General features: G+C 53.4%; 17 protein-coding genes and 1 pseudogene. 10 read left to right on the forward strand and 8 right to left on the reverse strand.

What is annotated here, in order from left to right; translation table 11 throughout:
* Positions 1–18 precede the first annotated feature (18 nt).
* A complete protein-coding gene (gene tkt / locus FCH32_RS14875) occupies positions 19–2,010 on the reverse strand; it encodes a transketolase (protein ID WP_096755758.1) in 1,992 nt (663 codons plus the stop codon).
* A 279-nt stretch (positions 2,011–2,289) separates the two neighbouring features.
* On the opposite strand from tkt, the gene loiP reads away from it, so the two are divergent.
* Positions 2,290–3,048, forward strand: a complete 759-nt coding sequence (gene loiP, locus FCH32_RS14880) for a metalloprotease LoiP (protein ID WP_096755757.1) — start codon at positions 2,290–2,292, stop codon at positions 3,046–3,048.
* Positions 3,049–3,158: 110 nt separating this feature from the next.
* Here loiP and speB read toward each other — a convergent pair whose 3' ends face one another.
* The 5 genes and pseudogenes from speB to FCH32_RS23325 form a co-directional block, all read right to left on the reverse strand.
* Positions 3,159–4,079, reverse strand: coding sequence for an agmatinase (gene speB, locus FCH32_RS14885; RefSeq protein WP_096755756.1), 921 nt, complete (start codon positions 4,077–4,079; stop codon positions 3,159–3,161).
* 276 nt (positions 4,080–4,355) lie between these two features.
* Positions 4,356–5,090: a hypothetical protein gene (locus FCH32_RS14890; protein ID WP_174361136.1), complete on the reverse strand. Its 735-nt coding sequence runs from the start codon at positions 5,088–5,090 to the stop codon at positions 4,356–4,358.
* Between the two features lie 151 nt (positions 5,091–5,241).
* Entirely contained in the window at positions 5,242–7,218 is a 1,977-nt protein-coding gene (gene speA / locus FCH32_RS14895) for a biosynthetic arginine decarboxylase (RefSeq protein WP_096755755.1), read from the reverse strand.
* 8 nt (positions 7,219–7,226) lie between these two features.
* A complete protein-coding gene (yqgB, locus tag FCH32_RS14900) occupies positions 7,227–7,358 on the reverse strand; it encodes an acid stress response protein YqgB (RefSeq protein ID WP_115257520.1) in 132 nt (43 codons plus the stop codon).
* 185 nt (positions 7,359–7,543) lie between these two features.
* Positions 7,544–7,645: pseudogene (locus FCH32_RS23325) on the reverse strand (hypothetical protein); the annotation flags it as partial.
* A gap of 419 nt (positions 7,646–8,064) precedes the next feature.
* On the opposite strand from FCH32_RS23325, the gene metK reads away from it, so the two are divergent.
* From metK to FCH32_RS14925, 3 genes are all read left to right on the forward strand, one after another.
* Positions 8,065–9,219 (forward strand): methionine adenosyltransferase, encoded by a 1,155-nt coding sequence (metK, locus tag FCH32_RS14915; RefSeq protein WP_115257519.1) that lies wholly within the window; start codon positions 8,065–8,067, stop codon positions 9,217–9,219.
* Between the two features lie 380 nt (positions 9,220–9,599).
* Entirely contained in the window at positions 9,600–10,994 is a 1,395-nt protein-coding gene (gene galP, locus FCH32_RS14920) for a galactose/proton symporter (RefSeq protein WP_096755752.1), read from the forward strand.
* Positions 10,995–11,072: 78 nt separating this feature from the next.
* Positions 11,073–11,594, forward strand: coding sequence for a SprT family zinc-dependent metalloprotease (locus FCH32_RS14925; protein ID WP_115257518.1), 522 nt, complete (start codon positions 11,073–11,075; stop codon positions 11,592–11,594).
* 12 nt (positions 11,595–11,606) lie between these two features.
* Here the strand turns inward: FCH32_RS14925 and FCH32_RS14930 are convergent, their stop codons facing one another.
* Positions 11,607–12,482 (reverse strand): dihydrodipicolinate synthase family protein, encoded by an 876-nt coding sequence (locus FCH32_RS14930; RefSeq protein ID WP_174361137.1) that lies wholly within the window; start codon positions 12,480–12,482, stop codon positions 11,607–11,609.
* Positions 12,483–12,719: 237 nt separating this feature from the next.
* Between FCH32_RS14930 and endA the strand changes: the two genes are divergently transcribed.
* From endA to ruvX, 5 genes are all read left to right on the forward strand, one after another.
* On the forward strand, positions 12,720–13,427 hold the full coding sequence (endA, locus tag FCH32_RS14935) for a deoxyribonuclease I (RefSeq protein ID WP_174361138.1): 708 nt from the start codon (positions 12,720–12,722) through the stop codon (positions 13,425–13,427).
* A gap of 74 nt (positions 13,428–13,501) precedes the next feature.
* Positions 13,502–14,233, forward strand: a complete 732-nt coding sequence (rsmE, locus tag FCH32_RS14940; RefSeq protein ID WP_117342641.1) for a 16S rRNA (uracil(1498)-N(3))-methyltransferase — start codon at positions 13,502–13,504, stop codon at positions 14,231–14,233.
* 12 nt (positions 14,234–14,245) lie between these two features.
* Entirely contained in the window at positions 14,246–15,193 is a 948-nt protein-coding gene (gene gshB, locus FCH32_RS14945; RefSeq protein WP_174361139.1) for a glutathione synthase, read from the forward strand.
* Positions 15,194–15,368: 175 nt separating this feature from the next.
* Positions 15,369–15,932, forward strand: coding sequence for a YqgE/AlgH family protein (locus tag FCH32_RS14950; RefSeq protein ID WP_096755746.1), 564 nt, complete (start codon positions 15,369–15,371; stop codon positions 15,930–15,932).
* Positions 15,932–16,348 (forward strand): Holliday junction resolvase RuvX, encoded by a 417-nt coding sequence (ruvX, locus tag FCH32_RS14955; protein ID WP_096755745.1) that lies wholly within the window; start codon positions 15,932–15,934, stop codon positions 16,346–16,348. The genes FCH32_RS14950 and ruvX overlap by 1 nt, the downstream gene beginning before the upstream one ends.
* Before the next feature lie 9 nt (positions 16,349–16,357).
* Here the strand turns inward: ruvX and FCH32_RS14960 are convergent, their stop codons facing one another.
* Positions 16,358–17,338 carry a type IV pilus twitching motility protein PilT gene (locus FCH32_RS14960; protein WP_174361140.1) on the reverse strand — a complete coding sequence of 327 codons (981 nt, stop codon included), beginning with the start codon at positions 17,336–17,338 and terminating at the stop codon, positions 16,358–16,360.
* Positions 17,339–17,355: 17 nt separating this feature from the next.
* Between FCH32_RS14960 and FCH32_RS14965 the strand changes: the two genes are divergently transcribed.
* Entirely contained in the window at positions 17,356–18,060 is a 705-nt protein-coding gene (locus FCH32_RS14965; RefSeq protein ID WP_174361141.1) for a YggS family pyridoxal phosphate-dependent enzyme, read from the forward strand.
* Positions 18,061–18,077: the final 17 nt, after the last annotated feature.

The raw sequence follows: 18,077 nt of genomic DNA on the forward strand, positions 1-18,077 counted from the left end.
ATACCGTTGTAATCGTAATTACAGCAGTTCTTTGGCTTTCGCAACCACGTTGTCTACGGTGAAGCCAAACTCTTCAAACAGCAGCTCAGCCGGAGCAGACTCACCAAAGGTGGTCATACCGATGATAGCGCCGTTCAGGCCCACGTATTTGAACCAGTAGTCCGCGATACCCGCTTCAATTGCCACGCGAGCAGAGACAGCTTTCGGCAGCACGGATTCGCGATAAGCGGCATCCTGCTTGTCGAATGCATCGGTAGACGGCATGGAGACCACGCGCGCTTTAACGCCTTCCGCCGTCAGTTTGTCCCATGCAGCCACCGCCAGTTCAACTTCAGAACCGGTAGCAATGAAGATCAGCTCAGGCTGGCCAGCGCAATCTTTCAGCACGTAACCACCGCGTGCGATGTTTGCCAGCTGCTCTTCAGTACGTTCCTGCTGTGCCAGGTTCTGACGGGAGAGGATCAGCGCGGTCGGACCGTCCTGACGCTCAACGCCGTATTTCCACGCTACCGCAGATTCAACCTGGTCACATGGACGCCATGTGCTCATGTTCGGGGTCACGCGCAGAGAAGCAACCTGCTCTACCGGCTGGTGAGTCGGGCCATCTTCGCCCAAACCGATGGAATCGTGGGTATAGACCATCACTTGACGCTGTTTCATGAGTGCCGCCATACGCACCGCATTACGGGCATATTCAACGAACATCAGGAAGGTAGAGGTGTACGGCAGGAAACCACCGTGCAGCGCGATACCGTTAGCGATAGCGGTCATACCAAATTCACGAACACCGTAATGGATGTAGTTACCAGCAGCGTCTTCGTTAATGGCTTTAGAACCAGACCAGATAGTCAGGTTAGATGGGGCGAGGTCAGCGGAACCACCGAGGAATTCTGGCAGTAAAGGACCAAACGCTTCAATAGCGTTCTGGGATGCTTTACGGCTGGCGATTTTGGACGGATTGGCCTGCAGTTTAGCAATGAACTCATTCGCTTTCGCATCGAAGTCAGATGGCATTTCACCTTTCATACGACGGGTGAATTCAGCGGCTTCCTGCGGGAAGGCTTTCGCATAAGCAGCGAATTTCTCGTTCCACGCCGCTTCTTTAACCTGACCTGCTTCTTTCGCATCCCACTGTGCGTAGATTTCAGACGGGATTTCAAACGGCGCGTATTTCCAGCCCAGCTGCTCGCGGGTCAGTGCAATTTCTGCGTCGCCCAGCGGTGCACCGTGAGAGTCGTGGGTGCCAGCTTTGTTCGGGGAACCGAAACCGATGATGGTTTTGCACATCAGCAGGGACGGTTTGTCGGTCACTGCGCGGGCTTCTTCTACTGCGCGCTTAATCGCATCAGCATCATGGCCATCAACGCCACGCACCACGTGCCAGCCGTAAGCTTCGAAACGCTTCGCGGTGTCATCAGTGAACCAGCCTTCAACGTGACCATCGATAGAAATACCGTTGTCATCGTAGAACGCAATCAGTTTGCCCAGCTTCAGCGTACCAGCCAGAGAACATACCTCGTGAGAGATACCTTCCATCATGCAGCCGTCGCCCATGAAGGCGTAGGTGAAGTGGTCAACAATGTCGTGACCTGGACGGTTAAACTGCGCCGCCAGCGTTTTTTCAGCGATAGCCATACCCACCGCGTTAGCGATGCCCTGACCCAGCGGACCGGTAGTCGTTTCCACACCCGCGGTATAACCCACTTCCGGGTGACCCGGCGTTTTGGAGTGCAGCTGACGGAAGTTCTGCAGCTCAGACATCGGCAGGTCGTAGCCGGAGAGGTGCAGCAAACTATAAATCAGCATTGAGCCGTGACCGTTTGACAGCACGAAGCGGTCACGGTCAGCCCAGGACGGGTTATTTGGGTTGTGGTTCAGGAAATCACGCCACAGGACTTCGGCAATGTCAGCCATACCCATCGGGGCACCCGGATGACCGGATTTGGCTTTCTGTACTGCGTCCATGCTCAGCGCACGAATAGCATTGGCAAGCTCTTTACGTGAGGACATTTTGACTCCAGATCGGATAATGAAGGCTGTGCCCGGAACGACTTGACGACAGAGCGTTTTGGGCTACGCCGGAAAAAAGTGCCAACAATGTAACCCAAGCCGCGTGCCATGTACATGGAGCATCCTTTTACCGCTTCAGAAATCTCTGGATCCTGCACGCATGTTGCGCAATCTTCTCGCCCGCTTGTTGTTCTTTTCTTTATACTTAGGTTGAGCGTCGCATTACCTGCAAACGACGCATTTTTTAGAATAATCCTGACTTCGTGCGGAAGAGAAAAAATGAAAATTCGCGCTTTACTGCTTGCTATGAGCATGGCAACGGCATTGACCGGCTGCCAGAATATGGACTCCAACGGACTACTTTCATCTGGCGCAGGTGCTTTCCAGGCCTACAGTCTGAGCGATGCTCAGGTCATCGCGCTGAGCAACCAAGCCTGCCAGGATATGGACAGCAAAGCGACCATTGCTCCTGCCAGCAGTGAATATACCAAACGACTGAGCAAAATCGCCGCTGCGCTAGGCGATAACATCAACGGACAGCCGGTGAATTACAAAGTCTATGTGGCGAAAGACGTCAACGCGTTTGCGATGGCAAATGGCTGCATCCGCGTGTACAGCGGCCTGATGGATATGATGACCGATAACGAAGTTGAGGCGGTTATTGGTCACGAAATGGGCCACGTTGCGCTGGGTCACGTGAAGAAAGGAATGCAAGTTGCGCTGGGAACCAACGCCGTGCGTGCCGCAGCGGCCTCTGCGGGCGGCATCGTCGGCAGCTTGTCGCAGTCTCAGCTTGGCGATCTGGGAGAAAAACTCGTGAACTCGCAGTTCTCCCAACGTCAGGAATCCGAAGCGGATGATTACTCGTATGATTTGTTGCGCAAACGCGGTATTAATCCGGCAGGCTTAGCCACCAGCTTTGAGAAACTGGCAAAACTGGAAGCCGGTCGTCAAAGCTCAATGTTTGACGACCATCCAGCCTCCGCCGAACGTGCGCAACATATTCGCGACCGCATGAGCGCAGACGGAATTAAGTAATCTTCAAACAGTGCCGGATGGCTGCGTAAACGCCTATCCGGCCTACAGATTCAACAACAATGTAGGCCGGATTAGCGTCAGCGACATCCGGCAAAATTGTCCGAAATCCGTTATTCGCCTTTCTTCGCCGCCTGGATATACAACATCTCCAGTGCCAGCGTTGCTGCTGCCAGCGCGGTGATCTCAGACTGATCGTAGGCCGGAGCCACTTCGACTACATCCATCCCGACAATATTCAGATCCTTCAGGCCACGCACCAGTTTGATCGCACGATCCGACGTCAGACCGCCGATCACTGGCGTACCCGTACCCGGAGCAAACGCCGGATCCAGGCAGTCGATATCAAAGGTCAGGTAAACCGGCATGTCACCGACAATCTGCTTCACCTGCGCAATGATGTCATCCACGCTGCGATCGTTCACCTGGCAGGCATCCAGTACGGTAAAGCCGTTGTCTTTGTCAAACTCGGTCCGAATACCGATCTGCACGGAATGGTTCGGATCGATCAGGCCTTCGTTCGGCGCGGTATAGAACATGGTGCCGTGGTCAAATTCACAGCCGTTAGCATAGGTGTCGGTGTGGGCATCAAAGTGCACCAGCGCCATTTTACCAAAGTGCTTAGCGTGCGCGCGCAGCAGCGGCAGCGTGACGAAGTGGTCACCGCCGAAGGAGAGCATGCGCTTGCCGGCAGAAAGCAGCTTTTCAGCATGCGCCTGCAATTTTTCACTCATTTCACGCGCATCGCCAAACGCATACACCAGATCGCCGCAGTCCACGACGTTCAGGCGTTCACGCATGTCAAAATTCCACGGGAAGCGGTTGTGCTCCCAGGCCAGATTGGTCGACACCTGACGGATCGCTGCCGGACCATGACGTCCACCCGCACGACCAGACGTCGCCATATCAAACGGTACGCCGGTAATAACCCAGTCGGCATCGCTGTCGTAGGGCTGGAAATTCATCGGCAGACGTAAAAAACCAAAGGCGTTAGAAACCAGGGAGTTGTCGTATTGATGACCTAAGGTGCTCATGGGTATGACCTCTTTTTTGCCGTCTTGGTATTTGAAAAAGATATAAAAAAACCCTTCCGCGTCGTTAGGCCCGACGAGAAAGGGTTTGATTTATACCCGTCATACTTCAAGCTGCTTGCGCGTTAGTTACGCTCGTTCACCCCAGTCACATAGTTATCTATGCTCCTAGGGACTCACTCCCTTGCCGCCTTCAAGCAACTCGAGTTATTTTGGGTATACATATAGCGTATTGAGTGTAATTATCGCCTTAAAACTACCCAGCTTCAAGCAAAGCGTTTATTTACGGCACGGCGGCGGTGCATAACCGTTGTTGTTTGCAGGGAAGGCCTGAGCCGAGCACGGCGGCAGCGCCGAGGTTGATTTACTCTGTAGCGCAAATGCCGCGAAGCCAATAACCCCGGTATTACGCACATCACCCTGCGCGGAGTTAGCCGCATAGGAATCAGAGGCATCGGAGAACTGGAACGCCGCCTCGGTATGCTTATCTTTTCTGAACCCTTTAATTGCCAGTGAATCACCAGCATTAACAATATAACCGCTATTATTCAGAGAGCCGGGTTTACCGCTCAGCACATCCAGGCCATCAACCGTCGCGACAATTTCATAATTCGTATCACGACTGAAATTACGCACGTACAGCTGATAGTTCATCCCCACGGTCGCTGGGATAATATATTGCCACTGTCCAGTGTAGGAGTCATAACGACGAGTGATTGGAATAGAGTTAAAGTTTGCATCACGAACAGCATATTCAAGATTACTGATTCGAATGCTATAAACACGATCGTACCCCGGCTGGTATTTAGCAGAGTAATTTATCAGGATAATTTCGCTGGGCTCATGCTCTGCACGCTCGGCTGAAACGCCTGTCACCGTTGACTTTACGTCTCCGCCCCACCCGGTACCAACTTCAGAGCTCAGCGATTGGTTGGAATGCATCGGCGTGGTGGAGCAGCCGCCTAAAAGCAAAAACATGCTGACCAGAATACTCTTGATTTTAAATCCCTTCATACCCACTCCCTTTGCTGTCATGAATAAAATCCCCGGCAATAGTATGGATATTTGAAAATAAAAAAAGAGGGTAATTAACGATTACGATACTTTTCAGAATGGGATGACCGATTTAGAACAATAAATCGGTCATCAAGCGGAATACTCTTAATTACTCGTCTTCGAGATAGGTGTAGCCGTACAGTCCAGCCTCGAACTCTTCGAGGAACTGCTGTTGCAGCGCATCGTCCAGATCGGTCTGTTTAACCTGATCGCGGAAGTGGGTCAGCAACGTTTTTGGATCCAGCTGCACGTACTGCAACATGTCCGCGACGGTATCCCCTTCATCAGACAGCTCAACTTCAACGCTACCATCCGGGAAGACAAATACGTCGACCGCTTCGGTATCGCCGAACAGGTTGTGCATGTTGCCAAGGATTTCCTGGTACGCGCCAACCATAAAGAAGCCCAGCATCGGCGGGTTCTCAGGATCGTACTCCGGCATCGGCATGGTGGTAGCAATACCATCGCCGTCAACATAATGGTCAATAGCACCGTCAGAGTCGCAGGTAATATCCAGCAGCACCGCACGGCGCTCAGGGACCTGGTTCAGTCCTTCCAGCGGCATGACCGGGAACAGCTGATCGATCCCCCACGCATCCGGCATCGACTGGAACAGTGAGAAGTTGACGTAAATCTTATCCGCCATACGCTCCTGCAGTTCGTCGATGATCGGACGGTGCGCGCGGTTGCTCGGGTCGAGCTGTTTCTGCACGTCATGGCACATGTTCAGATACAGCTGCTCTGCCCACGCGCGCTCCTGCAGGCTGAAGGTTCCGGATGAATAGCCAATGTGAACATCGTGCAAATCCATCTGACTGTCGTGCAGCCATTCACGCAGCGAACGGCGGGTGCCCGGTTCGTGCATCTCCTGCCAGGTTTCCCACATGCTTTGCAGGGCACGCGGCGCATCGTCAGCCGGAGGCGTAGCTTCGGTGTGTTCGCTACGCTCAACGCCGATGATGTTAGACACCAGCACGGTATGGTGCGCGGTTACCGCACGGCCGGACTCGGTAATTACCGTCGGATGCGGCAGGCCGTGTTCTTCACAGGCATCGCCAATCGCCCAGATAATATTGTTGGCGTATTCGTTCAGACCGTAGTTGACCGAACAGTCAGACTGCGAGCGTGTCCCTTCATAGTCCACGCCGAGGCCACCACCCACATCGAAGCACTGGATGTTTACGCCCAGTTTGTGCAGCTCAACGTAGAAACGCGCAGATTCACGTACGCCGGTGGCGATATCGCGAATGTTCGCCATCTGTGAACCGAGATGGAAGTGCAGCAATTGAATGCTGTCCAGACGACCGCGTTCGCGCAGAATTTCCACCAGTTGCAGTACCTGGTTCGCCGCCAGGCCGAACTTGGATTTTTCACCACCGGAGGACTGCCATTTACCAGAACCTTGCGAGGCCAGACGCGCACGCACGCCCAGACGCGGGACCACATTCAGCCGTTCGGCTTCATCCAGCACGATCGCGATTTCAGACATCTTCTCAATGACCAGATAGACCTTGTGGCCCATCTTCTCGCCAATCAGCGCCAGACGAATGTATTCGCGGTCTTTGTAACCATTACAGACAATCACGCTGCGGGTCATGCCCGCATGCGCCAGAACCGCCATCAGTTCGGCCTTAGAACCGGCTTCCAGTCCCAGCGGCTCACCGGAGTGAATCAGCGATTCAATCACACGACGGTGCTGATTAACCTTGATCGGATAAACGAGGAAATAATCCCCCTTGTAGCCGTAAGATTCGCGGGCGCGTTTGAATGCGGCGTTAATCGAACGCAGACGGTGTTGCAGGATCTGTGGGAAACAGAACAGCGCAGGCAGACGTTGCCCCTGCGCTTCGCGAGCTTTTACCAGCTCGGCAAGATCAACACGTGCTTCCGGGACGTCAGGGTCCGGACACACGCTAATGTGACCGAGTTCGTTGACGTCGTAGTAGTTATTACCCCACCAGGCAATATTGTAGGTACGCAGCATCTTGCTGGCTTCCTGGGAACTCATTGCAACCTCCTGCATGGAGCGTAGTACACCCTGTCCGCCTGCTGACGAAGGCGAACCCATAGAAATGTCGTCAGACATAGCGAACCTCAAATTTTATTAACAAGTGTAAAACAGTTGACTACTATCGCAATCCGAAGAAGCGATAACAACCCATAAACAGGCAGATTTTCCAGCAGATAGTGCTGACGCTCCGACTGTGCGACCGGTTTCTTTATCATTTCATTGTAAACACGTTACCGAACGTAATACTGACAGTTCGGCGAAACCACGAGAAAACTCTTGTTTACCAAGAGCGCCCTTGTTCAGTCCTTAGTGACCGTTACCGGCTCTTGAGTCCTGAGATACGCCGGGATGGGTATACACTTCATCCTTCATGCAGCCTCGACGCAGCATGAATGATTTTATGTATATAACATCGACAGGTATGCAAAGCAGAGATGCAGATTGCGGGGGACATATGCACACCTGAACGGTGTGGCAGATTCAGCAGAATACAACGGTTCATTATCTCGTATCACCTCCACGGTCGCTCCAGACGGAACGAACCCACAAGCCAAAGCTAAAGTGTTAACCCGGCTGGAAGTGGCGACACGATGAAAACGTCGTGTGCTTTTTGTATAAGCCGCGCGCCGCGTTTTATACCGATAAGAGTACGAAAAAGCAAAAGATAAATGCGCGCATTGCCAGCACCGTCAGGAAAAATTTCCAGTTACATTTTCGGTACAATGCGACCGTAGTCAAAAAAAGCTGGAAATCGGGCGAAGAACTGTCCTAAAATAGCCGTCCAGATGTTAATCCATCTATACCGATTAACACTCAGACTGCCAGTGTCCGAAATCTGCAGACTCATGGTAGAATCTTCTACACATGGCTATTCCACTCGACAGTTTGAGCTAACCAAATTCTCCTTAGGTGAAATTAAATATGGCAAAACACCTTTTTACGTCCGAGTCCGTATCAGAAGGGCATCCTGACAAAATCGCTGACCAAATCTCTGATGCCGTGCTGGATGCAATCCTCGAACAGGATCCGAAAGCACGCGTCGCCTGCGAAACCTATGTCAAAACCGGTATGGTTTTAGTTGGCGGTGAAATCACCACCAGCGCATGGGTCGACATCGAAGAGATCACGCGTAATACGGTTCGCGAAATTGGCTATGTGCATTCCGACATGGGCTTTGACGCTAACTCTTGCGCAGTACTGAGCGCTATCGGTAAACAGTCTCCGGATATCAACCAGGGCGTTGACCGTGCCGATCCGCTGGAACAGGGCGCGGGCGATCAGGGTCTGATGTTTGGTTATGCCACCAACGAAACCGACGTGTTGATGCCGGCACCAATCACTTACGCTCACCGTCTGGTACAACGTCAGGCTGAAGTGCGTAAAAACGGCACCCTGTCGTGGCTGCGCCCAGATGCGAAAAGCCAGGTCACCTTCCAGTATGACGATGGCAAAATTGTCGGTATTGATGCGGTGGTTCTGTCTACTCAGCACTCTCAAGATGTTGACCAGAAAACACTGCAAGAAGCAGTGATGGAAGAGATCATCAAGCCGGTACTGCCGACCGAGTGGTTGAGCGCATCGACCAAATTCTTCATCAACCCAACCGGCCGTTTCGTTATCGGTGGCCCAATGGGTGACTGCGGTCTGACCGGTCGTAAGATTATCGTTGATACCTACGGCGGCATGGCGCGTCACGGTGGCGGCGCATTCTCAGGTAAAGATCCGTCTAAAGTTGACCGTTCTGCAGCCTACGCAGCCCGCTATGTCGCGAAAAATATCGTGGCTGCCGGTCTGGCTGACCGCTGTGAGATTCAGGTTTCCTACGCTATTGGCGTGGCAGAACCTACCTCTATCATGGTCGAAACCTTCGGTACCGAGAAAGTGCCAACTGAACAGCTGACCCTGCTGGTACGTGAGTTCTTCGACCTGCGTCCATACGGCCTGATCCAGATGCTGGATCTGCTGCACCCGATCTATAAAGAAACCGCAGCCTACGGCCACTTTGGTCGCGAACATTTCCCATGGGAAAAAACCGACAAAGCGCAACAGCTGCGCGAAGCTGCCGGACTGAAGTAATTTACTGAATACCCCCGCTTACCAGGACCAGCCTTAAGGCTGGTCTTTTTTTTAGCTGTACCTTAACATCCCTCTCCTCCCTGACTTTCAATGCAAATGAAAGCGATTACATCCAGTCATTATCATAATGAATTGATTTTACATCCCTTAATTTCTGCATTTTCATTATTGTTACATTACTTTTCAGTATCGTCTTAATTCCAGGCAATCACTCATTTTTCATTTTTATGAAATTGCATATTTTTCAAATAATTAACTTATAACAGCCGTGAATGCTAGTGTAAGCGATTACACTAATGTGATATTAATCTCATTTTTTCACCCCGTACTCACCTACCCTTAACATCAACAAAAATAAGTTACCCAACCTGGAGGGCATCATGCCTGGGAATAAAAAACAGGGGCGTTCCAACAAAGCCATGACATTTTTTGTCTGCTTTCTTGCCGCCCTGGCAGGATTACTTTTTGGCCTGGATATCGGCGTGATTGCCGGTGCATTACCGTTCATCACCGACGAGTTTCAAATTACCCCGCACACTCAGGAATGGGTGGTCAGCTCCATGATGTTTGGCGCAGCTGTAGGTGCTGTCGGCAGCGGCTGGCTCTCCTTCAAGCTGGGGCGTAAAAAAAGCCTGATGATCGGCGCGATCCTGTTTGTCGCCGGCTCGCTGTTCTCCGCCGCGGCGCCTAACGTGGAAGTACTGCTTCTCTCCCGTATCCTGCTGGGTCTGGCCGTGGGCGTTGCGTCTTACACTGCGCCACTGTATCTCTCTGAAATTGCACCGGAAAAAATTCGTGGCAGTATGATTTCCATGTATCAGCTGATGATTACCATCGGGATCCTCGGGGCCTATCTATCCGATACCGCCTTTAGCTATAGCGGTGCATGGCGCTGGATGCTGGGCGTGATCATCATTCCTGCCCTGCTGCTGCTGGTTGGCGTGTTCTTCCTGCCGGACAGCCCGCGCTGGTTCGCCGCTAAACGTCGCTTCGTCGATGCTGAACGCGTGCTGTTACGTCTGCGTGATACCAGTGCAGAAGCGAAACGCGAGCTGGATGAAATTCGTGAAAGCCTGCAGGTAAAACAAAGCGGTTGGGCGCTGTTTAAAGAAAACAGCAACTTCCGCCGCGCGGTATTCCTTGGCGTACTGTTACAGGTGATGCAGCAGTTCACCGGGATGAACGTCATCATGTACTACGCACCAAAAATCTTTGAACTGGCGGGTTATACCAACACCACTGAGCAGATGTGGGGCACCGTTATCGTGGGTTTGACCAACGTGCTGGCGACCTTTATCGCCATTGGCCTGGTTGACCGCTGGGGCCGTAAACCGACGCTGATCCTCGGCTTTATCGTGATGGCTATCGGTATGGGCGTGCTGGGCACAATGATGCACATTGGTATCCACTCCGCTGCCGCCCAGTACTTTGCCGTACTGATGCTGCTGATGTTTATCGTTGGCTTCGCGATGAGTGCCGGTCCGCTGATTTGGGTACTGTGCTCTGAAATCCAGCCGCTGAAAGGCCGCGATTTCGGTATCACCTGCTCTACCGCAACCAACTGGATTGCCAACATGATCGTCGGCGCAACCTTCCTGACGATGCTGAACTCGCTGGGCAGCGCCAACACCTTCTGGGTCTACGGCGGCCTGAACGTCCTGTTCATCTTCCTGACCTTGTGGCTGATTCCGGAAACCAAAAACGTCTCCCTGGAACACATTGAACGTAACCTGATGAAAGGCCGTAAACTGCGCGAAATTGGCGCACACGACTAATCACCTGCGGCTTCCTCCCCTCGCGGGGGGAAGCCTGCCTCTTGCAGTCCTTTTCCTGTCGCACTATCCTCTGGCGTTATGAAAACCTCTCGTCTCCCCATCGCCATCCAGCAAGCCGTTATGCGCAGCCTGCGGGAAAAACTTGCCCTCGCCAATCTCAAGCTCGAACGCAATTATCCGGAACCTAAGCTTGTGTACCAACAGCGCGGCACTGCTGCGGGTACAGCGTGGCTGCAAAGCAATGAAATTCGCCTCAACCCGGTGCTGCTGATGGAAAACGTCGAGGCGTTTATCAACGAGGTCGTACCGCATGAACTGGCACATTTGCTGGTGTGGAAGCACTTTGGCCGCGTACCGCCTCACGGGAAAGAGTGGAAATGGATGATGGAGAGCGTGCTGGGCGTTCCGGCCCGGCGTACGCATCAGTTCGAACTGCAATCCGTGCAGCGCAATACCTTTACTTACCGCTGCAAGTGCCAGGAGCATCAGTTGACCGTCCGCCGACATAACCGCATTGTGCGCGGTGAGGCCACCTACCGCTGCGTCCACTGCGGCGAACCGTTGATTCCCGGGCCGCAGGAAAACCCGGCGAAGGCCTGACATCCTCGTTCATCAATCCAAAAAAGATAATGAACTCAACGTTTCCTGCAATAAGAGCCTTTCCTCCCCCTTCAGCGTTTGCAGCGGAAAGGGGAGACAAGGCGCAGACACTTTCCCCATCATTTCTGCCACCGTCGCGATCACCCTCAGGCTACCGTGCCGTTGATAAAAGGCCCACAGAGGCTGGAGCGCGCTATCCAGTTGCCGGGTTTTGACGTGATCTCCCGTCAACGCGGCATTGGCTAAAGCACGTGAATAATGCGGGAACAAGCCTGCCAGGACGGAATACCAGACATCGCCTCCGGCTAACAGCCCTGAGGCAGCCTGACCGTCGCCACTGACACCAATAGAGACGCCTGCCGGAAGACTGTTTTTTAGCCTGGCGATCCGTTCAGAGGTGAATGAAGCCAGTTTAATCGAACCAATAGCCGGTAAATTTGACAGCGCGATAAGCAGGGCATCGCTAAATTCAAACCCGGTGGTGGCGGGATTGTCATAAATACATAGCGGCACCGACAGCTCACGAGTGACTCGATCGTACAGATCAAAAACTTCATCCACGTTCAGTCGCTGGTAAGAGACCGGGGCCATCAAAACGCCGCTGACACCCGCCTGCTGCGCATCATCGATAAGGTGCAGAATTTCTTCGACTCGTACGCTGCCAATGCTGGTAATAACGGGGATACCAGATGCCGCCTCAAGCGCTAACCGGGTAACGCGTAGGCGCTGTTCACGCGTCAGGTAGGCATAGCTCCCGGTTGAACCCAGCACACCGATGGAATCAACGCCGGCACCGGCAATATTCTCAATCAGAGAAAGCCATGTATTTTCATCAACCTCACCCGCCCTCAGCGGCGTAAGCGGAAACGCGCTCAACCCTTTCTTCATCTTTTTTCCCGGTCATTAATTCGATAAAAACGGCTGTTATCTGGGCAATCTGCGCAACGCCCTGGTTCGCGCTCGTGACACGCTACTGTATGAGCAGGCGCGCTAAACAAGCAAACAATAATCCGCCGATAGCGCCTTGTTACTCAAAAGTAATTTCTGGAACTTATATGATTTAGCTGATTGCATCTGCCCGACGCTTTCGTTACGTTGCGGGCTCGTTTTGACACGGAGTGTGTGATGTACCGTAATCTTTCTATGGCAGTGGCGTTATTGGCTACTGCACTCTCTGGCCCGGCATTCGCCGAAGGTATCAACAGTTTCTCCCAGGCGAAAGCCGCTGGTGTAAAAGTTAATGCCGATGCGCCCGGCGATTTCTACTGCGGCTGTAAAATTAACTGGCAGGGCAAAAAAGGGGTCGTGGATCTCGAGTCCTGCGGCTATAAAGTGCGGAAAAACGAAAACCGCGCCAGCCGTATTGAATGGGAACACGTGGTTCCGGCCTGGCAATTTGGTCATCAACGCCAGTGCTGGCAGGACGGTGGACGTAAAAATTGCGCCAAAGATCCGGTCTATCGCAAGATGGAAAGCGATATGCACAACCTGCAACCGGCAGTGGGTGAAGTAAATGGCGATCGCGCGAACTTTATGTACAGCCAGTGGAACGGCGGCGAAGGCCAGTATGGGCAGTGTGACATGAAGGTCGATTTCAAAGAAAAAGTGGCTGAGCCGCCTGCCCGCGCTCGCGGCGCCATCGCGCGCACCTATTTTTACATGCGCGACCAGTACAACCTGACGCTTTCCCGTCAGCAAACCCAGCTTTTTAACGCCTGGAATAAACAGTATCCAGTGACCGACTGGGAGTGCGAACGCGACGAACGTATTGCGAAGGTACAGGGCAACCATAACCCATACGTGCAACGCGCTTGCCAGGCGCAAAAGAGCTAACCTACACTAGCGTCAATATTTTAACCCATGCCCTGCCGTTTTGTCGGCCAGGGCCATGACGCGGATGGTTAACTATGCGCATTCCTCGCATTTATCACCCTGAACCACTCACGGCAGGCAGCCAAATTTCACTGTGTGAAGATGCCGCCAACCATATCGGTCGCGTGCTGCGCATGGGACCGGGCCAGGCTCTTCAACTATTTGACGGCAGCAACCAGGTGTTTGACGCCGAGATCACCCACGCCAGCAAGAAAAGCGTGGATGTGAAGATACTGAGCGCCGAACTCGACGATCGCGAATCTCCCTTGCATATTCATCTTGGGCAGGTGATGTCGCGCGGTGAAAAAATGGAATTTACTATCCAGAAATCGATTGAACTGGGTGTAAGCCTCATTACGCCACTTTTTTCTGAGCGCTGCGGCGTTAAACTGGACAGTGAACGCCTGAACAAGAAGCTCCAGCAGTGGCAGAAAATTGCGATTGCCGCCTGCGAGCAATGCGGTCGTAACCGGGTGCCTGAAATTCGCCCGGCAATGGATCTGGAAGCCTGGTGTGCCGAGCAGGACGTGGGGCTAAAACTGAACCTGCACCCGCGCGCCAGCGCCAGTATTAACACGCTTCCGCTGCCGGTAGAGCGCATCCGACTGCTGATTGGCCCGGAAGGCGGGCTGTCGGCAGATGAAATTGCCATGACTGCACGCTATCAGTTTACTGATATTCTGTTAGGACCTCGCGTTCTGCGTACTGAGACAACTGCGCTCACCGCCATTACCGCGCTACAGGTGCGATTTGGCGATCTGGGCTAACGGAGAAGAACAATGATCAAGCTCGGCATCGTGATGGATCCCATCGCAAGCATCAACATCAAGAAAGATTCCAGCTTTGCTATGCTGCTGGAAGCACAACGTCGTGGTTACGAACTTCACTATATGGAGATGGCCGATCTTTATCTGATTAACGGTGAAGCCCGCGCCCGCACGCGTACCCTGAGCGTAGAGCAGAACTACGACAAATGGTATGAGTTCAACAGCGAACAAGATCTACCACTGGCTGACCTGGACGTCATTCTGATGCGTAAGGATCCGCCGTTTGATACCGAGTTCATCTACGCCACCTATATTCTGGAGCGTGCAGAAGAGCAAGGGACGCTGATCGTGAACAAACCGCAGAGCCTGCGCGATTGTAACGAAAAGCTGTTCACCGCCTGGTTCGCGGACCTGACGCCAGAAACGCTGGTCACGCGTAACAAAGTGCAGCTGAAAGCCTTCTGGCAAAAACACAGCGATATCATTCTCAAGCCGCTGGACGGCATGGGCGGTGCATCGATCTTCCGCGTGAAGGAAGGCGATCCGAACCTCGGTGTAATTGCCGAAACGCTGACCGAACACGGTACCCGCTACTGCATGGCGCAGAACTACCTGCCGGCAATTAAAGACGGCGACAAACGCGTACTGGTGGTCGATGGCGAACCCGTTCCCTACTGCCTGGCACGCATTCCACAGGGCGGTGAAACCCGTGGTAATCTGGCGGCCGGTGGCCGTGGCGAACCTCGTCCGCTGACCGACAGCGACTGGGAAATTGCACGTCGTATCGGGCCAACGCTGAAAGCCAAAGGACTGATTTTTGTCGGTCTGGATATTATCGGCGATCGCCTGACGGAAATTAACGTCACCAGCCCAACCTGTATTCGCGAAATTGAGGCGGAGTTCCCGGTGTCCATTACCGGTATGCTGATGGATGCCATTGAAGCTCGCTTAGCCAAGTAAACCTGCGCCGGATGACGACGCCACGGTGTCTTATCCGGCCTACAATTGCACCCCGTTGGCCGGATAAGGCGAAGCCGATATCCGGCAATGTTATTTTCAGAGGGTGACAACTTAACGCTTTCCTCGCATACTGACCGTTGTTGCTTTTTTGAACCAGGAAACAGAACCTCTGACAATGAATTTACAGCATCACTTTCTTATTGCCATGCCTGCTCTCCAGGATCCGATTTTCCGCCGTTCCGTGGTCTACATTTGCGAACATAATGAAAATGGCGCAATGGGGATTATCGTCAATAAACCCCTGGAAAACTTACAGATTGCAGGGATTCTGGAAAAGCTGAAGATTACCCCTGAGACACGCGATCCGGCGATTCGCCTGGATAAAGCCGTGATGCTCGGAGGCCCGTTAGCAGAAGAGCGTGGGTTTATTTTGCATACCCCTCCTTCACGCTTCGCCTCCAGCATTCGTATTTCGGACAACACCATTATCACTACTTCCCGCGATGTACTGGAAACCTTAGGCACTCAGGAACAACCTTCCGAGGTGCTGGTCGCCCTGGGGTATTCATCATGGGAAAAAGGCCAACTGGAGCAAGAGTTGCTGGATAATGCCTGGCTCACCGCCCCCGCGGATCTCAATATTCTGTTTAAAACGCCGATTGCCGACCGCTGGCGCGACGCGGCCAAACTTATCGGGATCGATATCCTGACCATGCCTGGCGTGGCGGGACACGCATAATGAGCGAAACATTACTCTCCTTTGATTTTGGGACCAAAAGTATTGGCGTGGCGATTGGTCAGCGCATTACAGGTACTGCCAGACCGCTGCCTGCTATCAAAGCGCAGGACGGCACGCCAGACTGGAACGTGATTGAGCGCCTGCTAAAAGAGTGGCAACCGGATGAAATCATTGTCGGTCTGCCGCTCAATATGGACGGCACCGAGCAGCCGCTTACTGCGCGCGCGCGCAAGTTTGCCAACCGTATTCATGGCCGCTTTGGCGTCACGGTCACGCTGCACGACGAACGCCTGAGCACCGTCGAAGCACGTTCCGGCCTGTTTGAGCAAGGCGGGTACCGCGCGCTGAATAAAGGCAAAGTAGACTCCGCGTCTGCCGTCGTTATTCTCGAAAGCTATTTCGAACAAGGTTACTAAGGCTCATATTTACAGCCTGCCTTGCGCCTGACGCTGCTGCAGGCTCTGGGCAAATGTTTGCATACCCGCCTGTTGCCCGGTTTGTATCACGCCGGGTAGCTGGTGGGTTTTCCCTTCACGGATCAGATTACTCACAGCCGACGTATTGACCAGCAGTTCAAATAACGCCACCCGCCCCCCCTGCCTGTCGGCTTCCAGTTTTTGTGCGAGCACCGCCCGCAAGCTACCCGCCAGTTGATTACGCACCGGGTCTTTTTCCTGTGCAGGGAACGTATCCACCAGCCGCTCCACCGCCTGCGCCGCACCGCGCGTATGCAGCGTTGCCAGCACCAGATGCCCCGTTTCCGCCGCCGTCAGCGCCAGGCGAATCGTCTCGCTGTCGCGCAGTTCCCCCAGTAAAATCACGTCAGGATCTTCACGCAATGCCGCCCGCAGGCCGGCAGCAAAAGAAAGGCAGTGCACGCCAATCTCACGCTGTTGGATCAAACAACGCTGGCTGGTATAGCGGAATTCAATCGGGTCTTCCAGGGTCAGAATATGCCCGTCAACGTGCTGATTGAGAGAGTCCACCATCGCCGCCAGCGTCGTCGACTTACCGCTGCCCGTCGCCCCGGTCACCAGAATCAACCCGTTTTCGCTGTGCAGCAGTTCTGGCAACGCAGCGGGCGTATGGAGATCATCCAGGCACGGGCAATCAAGCGGCAGCAGTCTCAGCGCCAGTGACGTTCCCTGCTGATGCGTAAATGCGCTGGCCCGTAAACGCCGGGAATCCGCCAGTGCGATAGCAAAATCAACCTGACCCTTTTCCCGCCACTGTACCTGTTGTTGCTCACTGAGCCATAACATCAGCAGATTCTCCACGTCAGGCGCGGTAAACGGGGCAATTTCTACCCTTCCACATATGCGCCAGCGCGCAGGCCATGCATTGCACAGGTGTAGATCCGACACGTTATGCTTTACACTAAGGGCCACTATTTCTTCCATATTCATATGAACATCCTCGGAAAATGAACGATATCGCGCATAACCTGGCACATGTCAGGGAGAAAATCTCAGCCGCCGCGACGCGTTGCGGGCGGTCTTCAGAAGACGTTACGTTGCTTGCAGTGAGCAAAACCAAACCTGCGAGCGCCATCGAAGAAGCCATTGCTGCCGGGCAGCATGCCTTTGGGGAAAACTATGTTCAGGAAGGCGTGGATAAAATCCGCTACTTCAGCGAAAACGGCGTGACTGGACTGCAGTGGCACTTTATCGGCCCGTTGCAGTCCAACAAAAGCCGTCTGGTGGCTGAACATTTTGACTGGTGCCACACGATAGACCGTTTGCGCATCGCCACCCGACTCAGCGAACAGCGCCCGGCAGACCTACAGCCGCTAAATGTGCTGATTCAAATAAACATCAGCGATGAGAACAGCAAGTCAGGTATTCCGCTGGCAGAGCTTGATGCCCTGGCCGCAGACGTCGCCGCTCTGCCGCGCATTACCCTGCGTGGACTGATGGCAATCCCGGCGCCTGAGTCAGATTATGTAAGGCAGTTTGAAGTTGCACAGCAAATGGCTGTAGCATTTGCCGGGTTGAAAACACGCTACCCGACAGTCGATACGCTCTCGTTGGGAATGTCTGATGATATGGATGCCGCCATCGCGGCGGGTAGCACGATGGTGCGCATTGGCACTGCCATTTTTGGTGCTCGTGATTACACAAAAAATTAAGGAAAACTGAGGAACAC

Source organism: Citrobacter gillenii, from assembly GCF_013337685.1.
In the GTDB taxonomy this organism is placed as follows: domain Bacteria; phylum Pseudomonadota; class Gammaproteobacteria; order Enterobacterales; family Enterobacteriaceae; genus Citrobacter; species Citrobacter gillenii.